The sequence below is a fragment of the Mangrovibacter yixingensis genome, assembly GCF_020523985.1.
Lineage (GTDB): Bacteria > Pseudomonadota > Gammaproteobacteria > Enterobacterales > Enterobacteriaceae > Mangrovibacter > Mangrovibacter yixingensis.
In genome coordinates this window covers 1,038,032-1,055,559 of record NZ_JAIVKM010000001.1, presented here as the reverse complement: position 1 = coordinate 1,055,559, position 17,528 = coordinate 1,038,032, and the positions used below count along the sequence as shown (strand labels likewise).

At 49.0% G+C, this 17,528-nt stretch carries 11 protein-coding genes; 6 read left to right on the top strand and 5 right to left on the bottom strand.

Features of this window, described 5'->3' with window-relative positions; translation table 11 throughout:
- Window positions 1-145: 145 nt before the first annotated feature.
- Both nifJ and LC084_RS04910 read left to right on the top strand, forming a co-directional pair.
- Window positions 146-3,658 carry a pyruvate:ferredoxin (flavodoxin) oxidoreductase gene (gene nifJ / locus LC084_RS04915; protein ID WP_226569856.1) on the top strand — a complete coding sequence of 1,171 codons (3,513 nt, stop codon included), beginning with the start codon at window positions 146-148 and terminating at the stop codon, window positions 3,656-3,658.
- A gap of 157 nt (window positions 3,659-3,815) precedes the next feature.
- Complete coding sequence (locus tag LC084_RS04910; protein WP_226569854.1) at window positions 3,816-4,886, top strand: acyltransferase family protein; 1,071 nt, start codon at window positions 3,816-3,818, stop codon at window positions 4,884-4,886.
- A 45-nt stretch (window positions 4,887-4,931) separates the two neighbouring features.
- Here LC084_RS04910 and LC084_RS04905 read toward each other — a convergent pair whose 3' ends face one another.
- Complete coding sequence (locus LC084_RS04905; RefSeq protein WP_226569852.1) at window positions 4,932-5,942, bottom strand: GlxA family transcriptional regulator; 1,011 nt, start codon at window positions 5,940-5,942, stop codon at window positions 4,932-4,934.
- A 262-nt stretch (window positions 5,943-6,204) separates the two neighbouring features.
- Between LC084_RS04905 and LC084_RS04900 the strand changes: the two genes are divergently transcribed.
- The 4 genes from LC084_RS04900 to LC084_RS04885 all read left to right on the top strand — a co-directional run bounded on the left by LC084_RS04900 (window position 6,205) and on the right by LC084_RS04885 (window position 12,880).
- Window positions 6,205-7,041 carry an alpha/beta fold hydrolase gene (locus tag LC084_RS04900; RefSeq protein ID WP_226569850.1) on the top strand — a complete coding sequence of 279 codons (837 nt, stop codon included), beginning with the start codon at window positions 6,205-6,207 and terminating at the stop codon, window positions 7,039-7,041.
- Between the two features lie 225 nt (window positions 7,042-7,266).
- Window positions 7,267-10,713, top strand: a complete 3,447-nt coding sequence (mfd, locus tag LC084_RS04895) for a transcription-repair coupling factor (RefSeq protein ID WP_226571136.1) — start codon at window positions 7,267-7,269, stop codon at window positions 10,711-10,713.
- 146 nt (window positions 10,714-10,859) lie between these two features.
- Window positions 10,860-11,864, top strand: a complete 1,005-nt coding sequence (locus LC084_RS04890) for a L,D-transpeptidase family protein (RefSeq protein WP_226569849.1) — start codon at window positions 10,860-10,862, stop codon at window positions 11,862-11,864.
- Between the two features lie 383 nt (window positions 11,865-12,247).
- Window positions 12,248-12,880 (top strand): TetR/AcrR family transcriptional regulator, encoded by a 633-nt coding sequence (locus tag LC084_RS04885; protein WP_226569847.1) that lies wholly within the window; start codon window positions 12,248-12,250, stop codon window positions 12,878-12,880.
- 495 nt (window positions 12,881-13,375) lie between these two features.
- On the opposite strand, the gene LC084_RS04880 is transcribed toward LC084_RS04885, so the two are convergent.
- The 4 genes from LC084_RS04880 to nagZ all read right to left on the bottom strand — a co-directional run bounded on the left by LC084_RS04880 (window position 13,376) and on the right by nagZ (window position 17,509).
- Complete coding sequence (locus LC084_RS04880; protein WP_226569845.1) at window positions 13,376-13,924, bottom strand: glycine zipper 2TM domain-containing protein; 549 nt, start codon at window positions 13,922-13,924, stop codon at window positions 13,376-13,378.
- A gap of 445 nt (window positions 13,925-14,369) precedes the next feature.
- Window positions 14,370-15,674, bottom strand: coding sequence for an NAD(P)/FAD-dependent oxidoreductase (locus tag LC084_RS04875; protein ID WP_226569843.1), 1,305 nt, complete (start codon window positions 15,672-15,674; stop codon window positions 14,370-14,372).
- A gap of 227 nt (window positions 15,675-15,901) precedes the next feature.
- Window positions 15,902-16,444: an alpha/beta hydrolase YcfP gene (ycfP, locus tag LC084_RS04870; RefSeq protein WP_226569841.1), complete on the bottom strand. Its 543-nt coding sequence runs from the start codon at window positions 16,442-16,444 to the stop codon at window positions 15,902-15,904.
- 36 nt (window positions 16,445-16,480) lie between these two features.
- Window positions 16,481-17,509 carry a beta-N-acetylhexosaminidase gene (nagZ, locus tag LC084_RS04865; RefSeq protein ID WP_226569840.1) on the bottom strand — a complete coding sequence of 343 codons (1,029 nt, stop codon included), beginning with the start codon at window positions 17,507-17,509 and terminating at the stop codon, window positions 16,481-16,483.
- Window positions 17,510-17,528: the final 19 nt, after the last annotated feature.

Genomic DNA, 17,528 nt, shown 5'->3' with positions numbered 1-17,528 from the left:
AAATCCTATCTATCTGAAAAATAAAAGATTAAAAACGACACACCAGGATGGCACAGACCATGCTTTCTGGGTTGATAGCGGAACTTACCCGCCTTTGACATCAGACCTCAGCGGTCTGGTTCCTGTCTCGCAAGAGGATGATGATATGGCGCAGAAAATGAAGACGATGGATGGTAACGCCGCCGCCGCCTGGATTTCTTATGCATTTAGCGATGTCGCAGCAATTTACCCCATCACGCCGTCCACCCCGATGGCGGAAAACGTGGATGAGTGGGCAGCCAAAGGGCAAAAAAACCTGTTTGGCCAGCCTGTTCGCCTGGTGGAAATGCAATCGGAAAGTGGAGCGGCAGGTGCCGTACATGGCGCATTGCAGGCAGGTGCCTTAACCAGCACCTACACCGCTTCTCAGGGATTGTTATTAATGATCCCCAATTTGTACAAAATTGCCGGGGAGCTGCTGCCCGGTGTATTTCATGTCAGTGCCCGTGCACTGGCAACCCATGCACTGAACATTTTCGGCGACCACCAGGACGTAATGGCAGTACGCCAGACCGGGTGTGCCATGCTTGCCGAAAGCAGTGTCCAGGAAGTCATGGATTTATCTGCTGTTGCACATCTGGCCGCAATAAAAGGCCGGGTGCCTTTTATTAACTTCTTTGATGGATTTCGGACTTCCCACGAAATCCAAAAAATTGAGGTGCTGGAACACAGCCAACTGGAACCGTTACTCGACCGTGATGCTGTAAACCAGTTCCGCCGCAATGCACTGCACCCAGATCACCCGGTAGTTCGCGGGACCGCACAAAACCCGGATATCTATTTTCAGGGCCGGGAAGCGGCTAACCCCTTCTATTTTGCTTTGCCGCAGTTGGTTGAGGACTACATGCGGCAAATCAGCGCCATTACCGGGCGTGACTACCGTTTATTTAATTATTACGGTGCCCCGGATGCGGAAGATGTTGTCATTGCTATGGGCTCGGTTTGTGAAACACTGAAAGAAACTGTGGATTACCTTAATCAGCAGGGCCATAAAACCGGCTTTCTGAATGTACACCTTTACCGCCCGTTCTCTGTCAGCCATTTTCTGGCAGAATTACCTGCAAGCGTTAAACGTATTGCCGTGCTCGATCGTACCAAAGAGCCAGGATCACCCTGCGAGCCATTGTGCCTGGACGTACGTAACGCCTTCTACGCACAGGAAAAACGCCCACTGATAATCGGTGGCCGTTACGGTTTGGGTGGCAAAGATATTATTCCTGCCCATCTGGTCTCTGTCTTTTTAAATCTGCAACGCCGTATCCCGCAGGATAACTTCTCGGTGGGTATCGACGACGATGTAACAGGCATGTCTCTGCCTGTGCCTCCCGCTATGCCCCGCCTGGCATCTGACGATATCACTGCCTGTAAATTCTGGGGGATGGGTTCTGATGGCACCGTTGGTGCCAATAAAAGCGCCATTAAAATTATCGGTGACCATACACCGCTGTATGCTCAGGCGTATTTTTCCTACGATTCGAAAAAATCGGGGGGGATTACCGTTTCTCACCTGCGGTTTGGTAAGCATCCCATCACCTCGCCCTACCTGATTCAGGAGGCGGATTTTGTTTCTTGTTCTCAACAGTCTTATGTCAGCCAGTACGACTTACTGGAAGGGATTAAACCTGGCGGAACATTGCTGCTTAACTGCACCTGGCAACCCGAAGAACTGGATGCACACTTACCGGCGTCATTGAAACGTGCTCTGGTAGAACGGGATATTCACCTTTACACCATCAATGCAGTAGATATTGCCCGCGAACTTGGCCTTGGCGGGCGGTTTAATATGATAATGCAGGCGGCGTTCTTCAAACTCAGCGGGATTATGCCGCAAGAAGAAGCGGCAGGTTATCTTAAAGCCGCCGTAGAAAAAAGTTACGGGAAAAAAGGCCCGCAAATTGTTGCAATGAACAATGCGGCAATTGATAAAGGAATGGGTGCTATCACTGCAATTGCGCTCCCGGCAAGTTGGGCTGATGCCAGCGACCACACACCCGCTTCAACGATGCTGGTACCGGAATTTATTCGCAATATTGTTCAGCCAATGAATCGCCAGCAAGGTGACAGCCTGCCGGTAAGTGCTTTCCAGGGGCGTGAAGATGGCAGCTTCCCTTCCGGCACCAGTGCATGGGAAAAACGCGGCATCGCTCTGTCTGTTCCGGTTTGGCAGGCTGAAGGTTGTACACAGTGTAACCAGTGTGCTTTCATCTGCCCCCATGCGGCTATTCGCCCGGTATTAATGACAGAAGAAGAGCGCGCAACATTGCCTGAAACACTGCTTGCCCGCCCGGCAACAGGTGCCAAAGAGTGGCACTATCATTTGGCTGTATCACCGCTGGATTGTTCCGGTTGCGGTAACTGCGTGGATGTTTGCCCGTCACGGGGTAAAGCGCTGGCGATGGAACCACTCAGTGTGCCTAATGCGCAAACCGAAGTCTGGGCTCGCTTAATGGAACTGCCCCTCAAACCGCATCCATTCCGTAAGAGCACGGTTAAGGGTAGCCAGTTTGAAACCCCGTTACTGGAATTTTCAGGTGCCTGTGCCGGTTGCGGTGAAACCCCTTATGCCCGGCTTATCACGCAACTGTTTGGCGACCGCATGATGATTGCCAATGCGACCGGATGTTCCTCGATTTGGGGTGCCAGCGCACCTTCGACACCTTATACCACTAACCATGCAGGTCATGGGCCAGCCTGGTCCAACTCGCTCTTTGAGGACAACGCCGAATTTGGTCTGGGTATGGCATTAGGCGGGCAGGCAATTCGTTCACAACTGGTCAGCGATGTGGAAGCCGCTATTTCGTTACCGGTCAGTCAACCGCTGCGTGATGCAATGGCCACCTGGCTTGAAAACCAGAAACAAGGCGAAGGCAGCCGTCAGTGGAGTGATGAATTGCTGACTTATCTGGCAAGTGAACACGAAAGCCATCCCACACTGGCGCGCATTTATCAGAACAAAGATTATCTGACTCGTCGCTCTCAGTGGATCCTTGGTGGTGATGGCTGGGCTTACGATATTGGTTTTGGTGGCCTCGACCATGTGCTGGCAAGTGGTGAAGATATTAATATTCTGGTGTTTGACACCGAGGTTTACTCCAATACGGGTGGCCAGTCATCCAAATCAACCCCAGTAGCAGCGATAGCCAAATTTGCCAGCGATGGGAAACGCACTCGCAAAAAAGACCTGGGGATGATGGCAATGAGTTACGGCAATGTTTATGTCGCACAAGTTGCTATGGGGGCAGATAAAGCACAAACTCTCAAAGCCATTATGGAAGCAGAAGCCTGGCCTGGCCCTTCGCTGGTTATTGCTTATGCAGCTTGTATCAACCACGGGCTGAAAGCCGGTATGGGATGCAGTATGCGGGAAGCGAAAAAAGCGGTCGATGCAGGATACTGGCACCTGTGGCGCTACGACCCTGCCCGTGAGGCCCTGGGGAAAAATCCGTTCACCCTGGATTCCGAAGAGCCGGAAGAAGATTTCCAGGAATTTCTTATGGGCGAAGTTCGCTATGCCGCACTCGCCCGCCAGTATCCGGAAATGGCAAACGAACTGTTTGAAAAAACGCACCAGGACGCCAAACAACGTTTTGCCCAGTACCAACAACTTTCCGACCGATAACCGCCCTCTGAGCCGAATAAGGACATTCGGCATTTCCTCCCGGCTTGTGAGGATTTTCTTAAAGTCTTTTAGACTGCCGGAAATACAGACTTATGCTATGGGTGTATTTCCGGAACTTTTCTTATGCTGTGGTTTTCGTTGTATTGCAGGATTAATTATGAAAGCCAAAGCCCTCTGGATTAACCAGATAAAAGGTTTATGTATCTGTCTGGTTGTTATTTACCACTCTGTGATTACCTTTTATCCGTATCTGCTACAAATGGAGGATAGCCACAGCGTATTTTTAGCCAAGTGCTGGGTTTACCTGAACCTGTATATGGCACCATTTCGTATGCCGGTGTTTTTCTTTATTTCTGGTTTTTTAATCACCCGCTATATCAATGATGTTCCCTGGGGGAACAGTATGCGTAAACGCGTGTGGCCGATACTCTATGTTCTGGCTTTATGGGGTGTAATTCAGTGGCTTTCGCTGGTGAGTATTAACCAGTGGCTGGCACCAGAAAAAATATTAAGTACCAAAAATGCCGCTTACTCTGAAACAACGGCTGATTTCATGGCTCGAATGAGCACAGCCAGCACCAGTTTATGGTATTTGTACGCATTGATTGTCTACTTTCCGCTGTGCAAGTTATTTTCCCGCTATAAGGCCGTGTTATTGCCTTTAATTATGCTAATAAGCATTGCTATTAATTTTTTCCCGACACCGTTTTGGGGCATGAACAGTGTTATTCGCAACCTGGTCTACTATGCCACCGGAGCATGGTTCGGTGCGCAACTGGTTCCCTGGATAAAAACGCATGCATTACGGGATAATCTATTGTGGTTCACGGCTGCAATTGTTTTGTCTTTTGCCATGTATAACCTGAAAATTAACTTGTTCCTCTCGCTACTGTCGATTGTGCTGATCATGCGCGCATTCTGGTTACTGGAAGGCAAGTTGCAGCCAACAGAGCGTAGTGTGATGAATCAGCTAGGTACCAACACCATCGCAATTTACACCACGCACCGTATTCTCATCGAAGCATTAAGTTTGTGGACGTTGTCGTTAATCAAAGGCGATGTGCTTTCTACCCCCGTGATTCTCGGAATTCTTCTGGTCTATCCGTTTGTCAGCCTGGCTATTTGTACCGCCGTGGGGATGGCGGCGCGCAAAGTGTCCCAACGCTTGTTCAGCGATGTTCTCTTTACGCCACCATTACCTGTGGCAGAACAAAGCCCCGCACGTTAACTCCCTATGCCAGAGCGGGTACATTGCCGTATCCGCTCTGTGCACTTACTGCATGTCACCGGTTAAATTTGCGGCAAGCACACTGAACCGCTGGCGGTAGGTGCCTGGTGTCAATCCAGTTAATTTATGGAATATTTTGCGAAAAGCCGCCGGGTCTTTATAGCCAACTTGCCAGGCTATCTGTTCCACAGGCTGCACGGTCAGTTCAAGCGCTTCACGCGCTTTCATAATGCGTATTTGTTGCAGGTACTCAACCGGACGTAGCCCTGTCGCCTTAGTAAAGCGGCGTAAAAATGTTCGCTCAGACATCCCTTCTTTTTCAGCCAGTGCAGAAATCACCTGCGGTTCTCCAGCGCTGGCATGTAAATAGTGCTGAACACGCAAGATAACGTCATCGCCATGGTTAAACTGGGGAATAAAAACGGCAAAAGGCCGCTGATACTGGCGCGGTGGGTCGAGTAGCAAGAAACGCACTGTTGACAGCATCACTTCTGCCCCCAAAAAGCGCTGAACAAGGGATAACCCCAGATCAGCCCAGGCAAGAATGCCACCCGCGGTAATGATGTCACCATCATCAATGACCATGTTGTCTTCAGCTACATTAACTTCGGGGTAGCGGGCAGCCAGTTGCCGGGCAAACGCCCAGTGAGTCGTGACGCGTCGGCCATCCATCAGCCCGGTTTCTGCCAGGATAAATGCGCCCGCGCACACCGAGCAAAGCGTGCTCCCTTGAGCATGCTGCGCTTTCATCCAGGTAGCAGCGGCGTGTGGAATATGCATGTTTTCAGGCATAACAATACTCGGTGGTACGATGATATGCGCCAGCACATGGGGTTCATCTGGGTGGCTGTCCCAGATGCAGGTTACGGTTTCGCCCTCATTTTCAACTTGCCAGTGAGATACCCGGATAGCCGAAAAAGAGCCAGACTCAGTATCGCCCTGTGCCCACTCTCCAGAGATTCTGAACAGGTCAGTCAGCCCATAAATCGCGGCTAACTGGCAATCTGGGTAAATCAGCAGGCCGATTTCAGCCACCACGTTCGCTGTTTTTATCATTTGTCTGTTTTGCCCCTTACAATGTCATTTTCGCCTCGTTTCAAACCCAGTGCGGCAGTCTATCTTAACCCCTGTCAAAACGTTACCGGTCTCTGAACAAGCGCCGGGAGGAAGACCGGATATGAATGAAACTACCGGTACACACTTTGCAAATATGAGCAGGCGGGATGTTATTAAGTGGGGAACAGCTACAGCACTAATGGTTGTACTACCCTTTACATCTGCAGCCCAACTATTTCAGTCCACAACTGGAGAAATGAACATGGCTACATTGACGACTCAAGATGGCGCGGAAATTTTCTATAAAGACTGGGGCCCGCGTGATGCCCAACCAATTATGTTTCACCATGGTTGGCCGTTAAGTGCAGACGACTGGGATGCACAAATGCTGTTTTTCCTGAGCAAGGGGTTCCGTGTTATCGCCCACGACCGCCGGGGGCATGGCCGGTCTTCTCAAATCAGTAGCGGCCATGATATGGACCACTATGCCGCTGATGCTGCAGCTGTTGTTGCCCACCTGGATTTACACAATGTCATTCATGTGGGCCACTCAACGGGTGGTGGTGAAGTAGCACGTTATGTCGCCAGGTATGGACAGCCAAATGGCCGTGTTGCTAAAGCCGTTCTGATGAGCGCCGTACCACCTTTGATGGTTAAAACAGACAGTAACCCGCAAGGCACACCGCTCAGCGTGTTCGACGGCTTTCGTAAAGCACTTGCAGATAATCGTTCTCAGTTCTATCTCGATGTCGCATCCGGCCCGTTCTATGGCTTTAACCGGCCAGATGTGAAAGTGCAGGAAGGCATGATTTCTAACTGGTGGCGGCAAGGCATGATGGGTTCTGCACTGGCACAGTATGAGGGTATCAAAGCTTTTTCAGAAACAGACCAGACAGAAGACCTGAAAGCGATTACTGTGCCAGTGCTGGTAATGCAGGGAGATGATGACCAGGTGGTGCCTTATAAAGATGCCGCACTGTTGCAGGATAAACTGCTGAAAAACAGCACACTGAAGATCTACCCAAGGTTCCCTCATGGCATGCTGACAACCCATGCGGAAACAATCAATAATGATATCCTTGCATTTATTAAAGGATGAGTAAGGTATTATCAAAATTAATTGCCCCCTTACCACAATGTATGCACGCAACGAGGGGGCATTTATTATCCTGGCTACACAGCTTTTACTCATAATGAATCCCCCGACACCGGGTTGCTTCTCGCCAACGAACAAGGATAATAACGGCACGATTTCAGGAACACGCCCAGCGAGGATGCAGCCGTTGCTGTTCCCGGGCCAGCAATGAGACCCCTTATATCTGCTATGTCGGAAAACTACCGTTATACCCTGCCCGTGCGTGCAGGTGATGTCCGCCAGCTTGGTGAATTAACCGGGGCTGCCTGTGCCACCGAAGTTGCTGAAATGGCTGAACGCCATACAGGCCCTGTCATTTTGATTGCGCAAGATATGCAAAATGCACTTCGCCTTCAGGATGAAATTCGCCAGTTTTATAATGGCCCGGTGTCCAACCTTGCTGACTGGGAAACCCTGCCTTACGACAGTTTCTCACCCCATCAGGATATTATTTCTGCGCGCCTCGCCACGCTTTATCAGCTTCCAGCAATGGATAAAGGGGTATTAATTCTGCCCGTCAGTACGCTCATGCAGCGTGTTTGCCCACATAGTTTTCTTCATGGCCATGCGTTGTTGATGAAAAAAGGCCAGCGTCTGTCACGGGATATCCTGCGCGACCAACTGGAACAGGCCGGCTACCGTCATGTCGATCAGGTTATGGAACATGGTGAATACGCTACCCGTGGGGCATTACTGGATCTCTACCCGATGGGCAGCGAAAACCCTTATCGCATTGATTTCTTTGATGACGAGATAGACAGCCTGCGCATCTTTGATGTCGACAGCCAGCGGACTCAGGAAGAAGTGGAAAATATCCACTTACTGCCTGCCCATGAATTCCCCACCAGCCAGGCTGCTATCGAAATTTTTCGCAGCCAGTGGCGCGATAAGTTCGAAGTAAAACGCGACCCGGAGCATATTTACCAGCAAATCAGTAAAGGTACTCTGCCAACCGGGATTGAATATTGGCAACCGCTGTTTTTCAACGAGCCGCTAAGCGACCTGTTCCGTTATTTCCCGGCAAACAGCCTGATTGTGACAACCGGAGATACAGAAGGCAGTGCCGAGCGCTTCTGGCAGGATGTAACTGCGCGCTTTAGCAGCCGGGGCGTGGACCCTATGCGCCCATTATTACCACCGGATTCACTGTGGCTGAAAACCGATGGCCTGTTCGCCGCCCTGAAAGAGTGGCCACGCGTCCAGCTAAAAACGGAGTTGTTAGCGGAGAAATCAGCCAATACAAACCTTGGCTACCATGCGCTGCCTGACCTGGCTGTTCAGGCTCAGCAAAAAGCGCCGCTTGATAATCTGCGCAAATTTTTAGAACAATTCACCGGGCCAGTCGTGTTCTCGGTTGAAAGTGAAGGCCGCCGTGAAACACTGGCGGAATTAATGGGGCGCATCAAGCTCCGATTAACCACGATTAACAGACTCAGCGAAGCAACAGGTAATGGCCGCTACCTGATGATCGGAGCCAGTGAGAAAGGTTTTATAGATACGGCACGCCAGCGGGCATTTATCTGCGAAAGCGATTTGCTGGGTGAACGTGTAGCCCGCCGTCGCCAGGATAACCGCCGAACACTAAATCCCGACACACTGATTCGTAATCTTGCCGAATTGCATCCGGGCCAACCCGTCGTTCACCTGGAACATGGTGTGGGCCGCTATGCCGGGATGACAACACTGGAAGCGGGTGGGATCACTGCTGAATACCTGATGCTCACCTATGCAAATGACGCCAAGTTGTATGTACCCGTTTCATCATTACATTTGATTAGCCGCTATGCCGGTGGTGCCGAAGAAAATGCACCGCTCCACAAATTAGGTGGTGATGCCTGGAGCCGGGCACGGCAGAAAGCAGCAGAAAAAGTGCGTGATGTAGCGGCGGAACTTTTGGATATTTATGCTCAACGCGCTGCTAAAGCTGGTTTTGCTTTTAAACATGACCGCCAGCAGTACCAAATGTTTTGTGAAAGCTTTCCTTTTGAAACGACACCCGACCAGTCTCAGGCTATTAATGCCGTGCTGAGCGATATGTGCCAGCCTCTGGCAATGGACCGCCTGGTGTGCGGTGATGTGGGATTTGGTAAAACAGAAGTCGCCATGCGCGCTGCCTTCCTGGCAGTCGAAAACCATAAGCAAGTGGCTGTACTCGTTCCCACTACATTGCTGGCGCAACAGCACTTCGACAACTTCCGCGACCGTTTCGCCAACTGGCCAGTGCGTATTGAAATGCTCTCCCGTTTTCGCAGCGCTAAAGAGCAAACCCAGATCCTCGAACAGGCAAGCGAGGGGAAAATCGATATTCTGATTGGCACGCACAAGTTATTGCAAAGTGACGTAAAATGGAAAGACCTGGGATTATTAATTGTCGATGAAGAGCACCGCTTCGGTGTTCGCCATAAAGAGCGAATCAAAGCCATGCGTGCCGATGTCGATATTCTGACACTGACTGCGACACCAATCCCCCGCACACTTAATATGGCTATGAGTGGTATGCGTGATCTTTCCATTATTGCCACACCACCTGCCCGCCGCCTCGCAGTGAAAACCTTTGTCCGTGAATACGACAGTCTGGTTGTTCGTGAAGCCATCCTGCGCGAAATTTTGCGTGGCGGCCAGGTGTATTACTTATACAACGATGTCGAAAATATCCAGAAAGCGGCCGAGCGCCTGGCCACACTGGTACCAGAAGCACGTATCGCCATTGGTCACGGCCAAATGCGTGAGCGGGAACTGGAACGGGTCATGAACGATTTTCACCACCAGCGTTTCAATGTGCTGGTGTGTACAACGATTATCGAAACCGGCATTGATATCCCGACAGCAAATACCATTATCATTGAGCGCGCCGATCATTTCGGCCTGGCTCAATTACACCAGTTACGCGGCCGTGTTGGTCGCTCTCACCACCAGGCTTATGCCTGGCTGCTTACCCCCCATCCAAAAGCGATGACACCCGATGCGCAAAAGCGGCTTGAAGCCATTGCCTCTCTGGAAGATTTAGGTGCTGGTTTTGCACTGGCAACTCACGACCTTGAGATCCGCGGTGCGGGTGAATTACTGGGTGAAGACCAAAGTGGGCAGATGGAAACTGTCGGCTTCTCCTTATATATGGAGCTGCTCGAAAATGCGGTTGACGCGCTGAAAGCAGGTCGCGAGCCCTCTCTTGAGGATCTGACCAGCCAGCAAACTGAGGTTGAATTGCGTATGCCAGCCTTGCTACCTGAAGATTTCATTCCCGACGTCAATACACGGCTTTCGCTTTATAAACGCATTGCCAGCGCGAAACTGCCGGGTGAACTGGATGAAATTAAAGTGGAGCTGATTGACCGTTTCGGTTTATTACCTGACCCGGCACGCAATCTGCTGGATATTGCAGCCTTGCGCCAGCAAGCTCAAAAAATGGGAGTACGCAAAATAGAGGCCAATGAGAAAGGCGGTATGCTGGAGTTTGCGCCACAAAACAGTGTTGATCCTGGCTGGTTAATCGGACTGTTACAAAAGCAACCCCAGACCTGGCGCCTTGATGGGCCCACCCGCCTAAAGTTCTTTGTTGATTTGTCTGAGCGTAAAACGCGTATTGACTGGGTCAGGAAATTCATGCAACAACTTGCAGAAAACGCCCTGGCCTGATGGCCTGTACCCTGCCACCAGCGGCCTCTCAGTTGCTGGTGGCTGCGTTAAGTTTTACAAAATATTGCATTACACCAGGAAATCCTCACACCCGCCTGCACCATAATTTTGCTTTTGGGTTCGATAAGTGAAGGAAACCTTTGGGCATGTCAGTAAACAAGCAGAAATCATCAAGAAGCCGTCGTTGGTTTTTCCTGAAACGCAAATCGCTTGCCGGTGGCGCTCTGCTACTGTTAGCCACCCTGTGCAATAGCACCAGTTATGCTAAAAGCTGGCCCTTGCCAACTGCGGGAAGCCGCCTGGTTGGGGAAAATAAGTTCCATGTCGTGAAGGATGATGGCGGCTCACTGGAGAACATCGCCAGCCAGTACGATGTTGGTTTTCTCGCTTTATTACAGGCAAACCCAGGTGTCGACCCCTGGCTCCCTTTACCCGGTAGTGTTATCACCATTCCACATCAGGTATTACTCCCCGAAGCCCCGCGTGAAGGCATAGTGATAAATCTTGCGGAATTGCGCCTCTACTATTATCCCCCCGGTAGCAACCGGGTGAATATCTACCCGATTGGTATTGGCCAGCTAGGTGGCGATACCTTCACCCCGACAATGGTTACACAGGTATCTGAAAAGCGGGAGAACCCCACTTGGACACCGACAAAAAATATTCGTACACGGTATCTCGCGCAGGGTATTGAATTGCCAGCAGTGGTCCCTGCCGGGCCGGATAACCCGATGGGCCACCATGCTATTCGCCTGGCGGCATATGGCGGGGTTTATCTGATTCACGGTACCAATGCTGACTTTGGAATTGGTATGCGAGTCAGTTCTGGTTGTATTCGCCTGCGAGACAACGATATTGCCACGCTGTTTAAGCAAGTGAAACCGGGCACGCCCGTTCGTATTATTAATGAACCAGTCAAAACCAGCCATGAACCTGGCGGACAATACTGGGTTGAAGTACATCAACCCCTTTCCCAGTCTCTGGATGACGACCCACAGACCTTGCCATTAACTGTATCGGTACGCGACCAGTCTGTGCTGGGTTCCCCGAAAGTCAACACAGATGTTACCCAGCAAGTTTTGCAGTTAAGAGCGGGTATGCCAGTCAACGTAACCCTCCACCAACATTGGGAAGAAGTTCAACCGTTGTAATAACAAAAGGCCTGCCTTAACGGGTGTAAAACAGACTCAGCCAGACACCACCACGCATAATTTCCCGCTAGGCGATACTCAACCGCCAGTACAGCAAAACAACGCTGGCGGTTACAACGACCAATGCCGCTGTAGGGAAACCGACATGGTTTCCCTCATTTTTAATTGTTTGCAGGTTAGCGTTAATTTTACGCAATGATTAATAGTTAAATATAACACCTCACTGCTTTCGGTATTAATTTATTAACAATCGATATAAAATAAATAAAAATAGTATATTCAATATCATAGGTATTTTTTATTTTTCGTTTTTCTTCTGGTTCATAAATGTCCAGAGCCCTATAATGTTGCCTCACTTAACGACATAAAGGTAAAACGGCATCATGACAACTGATGTTCCTGGTTGTGTAAAAAAAAGCCGTGGCCGTCCAAAAGTGTTCGATAGGGAAGACGCACTGGATAAAGCCATGGCATTATTCTGGCAGCATGGCTATGAGGCCACATCACTGTCACATTTAGTTGAAGCGACAGGTGCAAAAGCACCCACGCTTTATGCAGAGTTTACCAATAAAGAAGGATTATTCCGGGCTGTTCTTGACCGATACATCACGCGTTTCGTTTCGCAACATGAGGCACAATTATTTGCCAGTGATAAACCGCTGGCTCAGGCATTAAAAGATTATATGGTGGCTATAGCGCTGTGTTACACCAGCAAAGAGACACCACAAGGCTGCTTTATTGTCACCACCTCTTCAGCACTGGCTGCATCAAGCGCTAAAGTGGCGGAAATGATCAGGCTGCGCCATGCAGAACAGGCTCAAACCCTGATTACGTTTTTGGCACAACGCCAGGCCCGGGGTGAGTTATCCGCAAGTTGCCAAAGTACAGTCCTGGGGAATTATCTTTCCTGTGTGGTACAGGGTATGTCTGTCAGTGCCCGTGAAGGTGCATCGTTTGAAACCCTTGAAGCAATAATTAATACATCCCTCATTTCACTACCAGGTGTTACCAATTAGAATTAGCTTCAAATCTGAACTGAGGCTGCGTGTTTAGCCTCAGTTCTCCTTCACCTGTTGACGTATCCATTGCAAAAGAGAATCACTCTCTTTCCCTCCAATAAATAGGCAAAAACGATTAAATATATCCATATTGTTAACCTAAATTTAATAGGTACAATGCGGATTATTTACACACTAATAATTATCTTACCTAGTTCACTCCGCGCCCTACACTGAACAAGCATTTCATTCCTTTGCTTTATACAAAGCAATTTATTGGACACACAGCAGAAGGAAGACAGAATGATTTTGCTATTACCCATGCTCAAAGTACTGGCCGTTATTTCGTTGTTGTTCGGACTTTGGTTGATATGTGGTAGCTCTTCTTTGTTCGCTATTCTTGCCGTTATTATTACGGGCGGACTTTGGTTTAAAAGGCAGGATTTGCTTTGACTAACCGCTAAAAAGACCTGTCTTGACGCAGGTCTTTTATAGTTATGCCGGGAGAGTAATTCAGGACCTATTCGCTGAATCACTCAGAACTAGTTGGCCATTTTTATCCAGCGGTATCTGGCTACCTGGGTTATGATCCATGCGGATTTTGCCTTGTTGATCACCGATTTGGTAAGTGACATCATACCCCAACGTTTTCTCGCTGGTATCGTAAACCGTTTTACAACGCTGTTCACTGGTGCTGTAGGTATCTTTATCCTGCATTGATCCCTGAACCTGGTTTCCAGCATAACCACCGCCTAATGCACCAATGACAGTCGCAACATCGCGACCGTGCCCACCGCCAAACTGGTGGCCTATCACACCACCGGCGACCGCACCAAGAACTGAACCGGCAATGCGGTTTTCATCCTGCACCGGGCGGCGATGGGTAACAGTCACGTTACGGCATTCTTTGCGGGGAGTCTTCACTGTGGAAGTAATGGCTTTTGATGAAATCACTTGTGCATATTCCGGCCCACTGTGGAATACATCGAGCCCGGCAACAGCCGCCACTCCCGTAGCCGCAACTACACCAATACCAATCCCCGCTAACATTGATTTATTCACAGGACACCTCCTGATAAGACAGGTTTACATTGTGATTAAAAATCCAGGGAACCGGGATCAGACGAAAAGAGAAAATCAGGGTATCTGAATATAATTGAGATTTATCCTGGTTAAGAGTAATAACAGATATCAAGAGATAATTTCCCCTCCAAATAATAAGGTTTTCCCAGAGTTATCGCTTTTTCACAGGCTGTGAGTAACAGATTATTTTGGGAGGTATTATCGTCTAAAAGCAAAAAGGCTCCTTTTCAGGAGCCTTTAGATTGATGAAAAAGAAGGGAAAAGCGTGGTTTTTCCTTCTTTTTAGTTAGCAGCCGAAAATCAATGAATTGATTTTCCTTATTTCTTATTGGGTGACATCCTCTCGTTATGTACGGACATGAGGTTTGTCACCAGACTCAAGGCTCCTTTTCAGGAGCCTTTCTAATACGGATAACCGTAACAATTAGTGCAACTTCAACCTTGGGCGAATAATGCGGTTGATTCGCCCAACGAGCATCATAAGCCCTGTTTTAAAATAACCGTGCAGCGCTATCTGGTGCATACGGTAAAGTGAAATATAGACAAAACGCGCAATACGCCCTTCAACCATCATTGACCCACGCATCAGGTTACCCATCAGACTGCCTACGGTTGAATAGTTCGACAGTGATACCAGAGAACCATGATCTTTATAGGTGTATGGCTTCAGTTCCTTGCCGTTCATTTGCGCCAAAATATTATTCATTGCACAAGTTGCCATCTGGTGTGCGGCCTGAGCGCGAGGCGGGACAAAACCACCTTCCGGTCGGGCGCAGGAGGCACAGTCACCCACCGCAAAAATATCCGGATCACGAGTGGTCTGTAATGTTGGCTCAACAACCAGTTGGTTAATTCGGTTTGTTTCCAGACCACCAATTTCTTTCATGAAATCGGGTGCTTTGATACCCGCAGCCCATACCATCAGGTCCGCTTCGATAAATTCGCCATCTTTGGTATTCAGGCCGTTATCTTGTGCACTGGTTACCATCGTTTTGGTGAGAACACGAACGCCCATTTTGGTCAGCTCGTTATGCGCTGCACCAGAAATCCTTGGTGGCAAGGCTGGAAGAATACGCTCACCAGCTTCAACCAGTGTGACATTCAGCGCTTCGTTAGTCAGGCCTTTATAGCCATAGCTATGCAACTGTTTCACTGCGTTATGAAGTTCGGCAGAAAGCTCAACCCCTGTCGCCCCACCACCAACAATGGCAATATTCACTTTCCCGTTGGCACCGAGGTTAGCAGAGTGCTTCAGGAACAGATTAAGCATTTCATGATGGAAACGGCGTGCCTGGTGTGGGTTATCAAGGAAAATACAGTTATCTTTTACACCAGGTGTATTGAAATCGTTAGACGTACTGCCCAACGCCATTACCAGTGTGTCATAAGGCAAATTGCGCTCAGGAACCAGCAGCTCACCTTTTTCATCGCGCAATTCAGCGATGGTAATCACTTTCGCTTCGCGGTTGATGTCCACGACAGAACCCAATTGAAACTGGAAATGGTGATTACGTGCATGGGCAAGGTAACTCAGGGCATCCACGCCTTCATCCAGCGAACCCGTTGCCACTTCATGTAGCAAAGGTTTCCATAAATGACTGTGGTTGCGATCAACCAATGTCACTTTCGCTTTTTTGCTGCGGCCCAGTTTTTTTCCTAACTGAGTTGCCAGCTCAAGTCCGCCAGCACCACCGCCAACAATCACAATTTTTTTTAATGGTGTAGTCAACGTGACCCCCTCAAATTATTAACCAATTGTTAAGTAATGGTTATAAAAAATAACTTTTAATTAACAACAAGTTGCTGAATCGAATCATTCAAAACTGCCTGAGAATATCACGAACGGTGCATTGGTCATACCAAATTTGATATGAATCAAATTTTTCTGGCTAAATTTGAAGCAAAAAGGCTGGACAATGGCCAGCCTGAGGGGGTTACAGGAAAGTAATGGAGGCGTTAGCCGAGAGTTTTGAAAGCTTTAATACGCTGCAGATGCGGGGAAATATTCTTAAATTTATGTGTCTCGCTATCATCCCAGACTATTTCGTAATAAGGGTGCAGCAACAAAGCAGATTGCTGGCTGTCCAGCGCTTCGTCATGCCGAGAAAGAATAGCCAGGCAGCGATCACGGTTTTTCTCGCGGAAGTTATCAACACATTTAGTGGCGATATCAAGATACTCTTCCGGACGGTCTATTTTCCCTTCCATATTTTCATAAGGATGTAAATTAGGGTTAAAAATAACCTGGCGAATATCGCAGAGAAACCCTATGCGCTCAGCCCAAAACCCTCCAAGGCCAACACCACAAATCAGCGGACGTTCATCAACATTAAGCTGCAACATTTTGTCCACTTCTTTAAGCAAATGCTGCATATCATGTTTCGGGTGCAGCGTGCTGTAACTGATCAAACGGACATCTGAATCAATAAACTGGAGTTGCAATACCTTCTCATGGTTACCAGGACTGTTTGAGTCGAAACCGTGTAAATAGATAATCATCGCATCCTCACCGTACCAGTTTTTGCCGCTCAGGCACTATGACTGCCCCGCCTTCCTTGCCTGCCATTGTGCATCAAGCTCTGTCAGTTTCTTGTTTACTGACTTCCAACGCTCTGATGACAGGAGTTCCTGACGGGAAAAAGAACCTTTATGATACAAACCCGTAACACGCTCTGCATTGATCGGTGACAGGTTATCCAAAACACTAACAGCGCCATTGCGATTATTACAAACAAGAACCATATCACAACCTGCATCAAGGGAAGCCTTAGCCCGTTCAGGATAACTTCCCATAATAGCAGCCCCTTCCATGGACAAATCATCAGAAAAAATGACGCCATTAAAACCCAACTCCTGACGCAATACTTTCTGCAACCACCAAGGCGAACCACTGGCAGGGCGGTTATCGAACTCTGAATAAATGACATGAGCAGGCATTATAGCATCCAGCGCCTGTTCATTTATAAGGGAACGGAAAATCGCCATATCATGTTCACGAATAGTGCTCGCAGGGCGATTATCAACCGGTGTTTCTTTGTGGGAATCAGCACTGACTGCACCATGTCCTGGAAAATGTTTCCCAGTAGTTTTCATGCCAGCCTGGTGCATACCCTGCATAAAACTGCGTGCCATTGCCAACGCAATCTGCCCATCAGCATGAAAAGAACGCTCGCCAATTGCCGCACTGCCATGACCAATATCCAGAACCGGTGCGAAACTGATATCAATATCCATGGCAATCATTTCGCTCGCCATTAACCAGCCCGCGTCTTCCGCTACCTGCCCGCCTATTTCCACGCCCAATAGTTCAGCATAGGATTGTGCGGCAGGAATGCGGGTGAATCCTTCACGAAAACGCTGTACCCTCCCACCTTCCTGATCCACTGCAATGACCAGGCGATTCTGGGAAGCGGCCCGAATCTGGCGCACCAGTTCCCGTAACTGGGCGGGATCATGATAATTGCGCGTGAACAGTATCAGCCCGCCAGTTAAAGGATGAGCCAGAATTTCTCGCTCTTCCGCATCCAGTTCATAACCTGCGACATCTAACATTACCGGACCCACGGCCAACCTCTCTTATTTC

What these genes read in the sequence shown, in the direction of transcription:
- LC084_RS04910 (WP_226569854.1), top strand. Translation starts at nt 3,816, where the DNA reads ATGAAAGCCAAAGCCCTCTGGATTAACCAGATAAAAGGTTTATGTATC.
- mfd (WP_226571136.1), top strand. Translation starts at nt 7,267, where the DNA reads ATGTCGGAAAACTACCGTTATACCCTGCCCGTGCGTGCAGGTGATGTC.
- LC084_RS04890 (WP_226569849.1), top strand. Translation starts at nt 10,860, where the DNA reads ATGTCAGTAAACAAGCAGAAATCATCAAGAAGCCGTCGTTGGTTTTTC.
- LC084_RS04900 (WP_226569850.1), top strand. Translation starts at nt 6,205, where the DNA reads ATGGCTACATTGACGACTCAAGATGGCGCGGAAATTTTCTATAAAGAC.
- LC084_RS04905 (WP_226569852.1), bottom strand. Translation starts at nt 5,942, where the DNA reads ATGATAAAAACAGCGAACGTGGTGGCTGAAATCGGCCTGCTGATTTAC.
- LC084_RS04885 (WP_226569847.1), top strand. Translation starts at nt 12,248, where the DNA reads ATGACAACTGATGTTCCTGGTTGTGTAAAAAAAAGCCGTGGCCGTCCA.
- nifJ (WP_226569856.1), top strand. Translation starts at nt 146, where the DNA reads ATGGCGCAGAAAATGAAGACGATGGATGGTAACGCCGCCGCCGCCTGG.
- ycfP (WP_226569841.1), bottom strand. Translation starts at nt 16,444, where the DNA reads ATGATTATCTATTTACACGGTTTCGACTCAAACAGTCCTGGTAACCAT.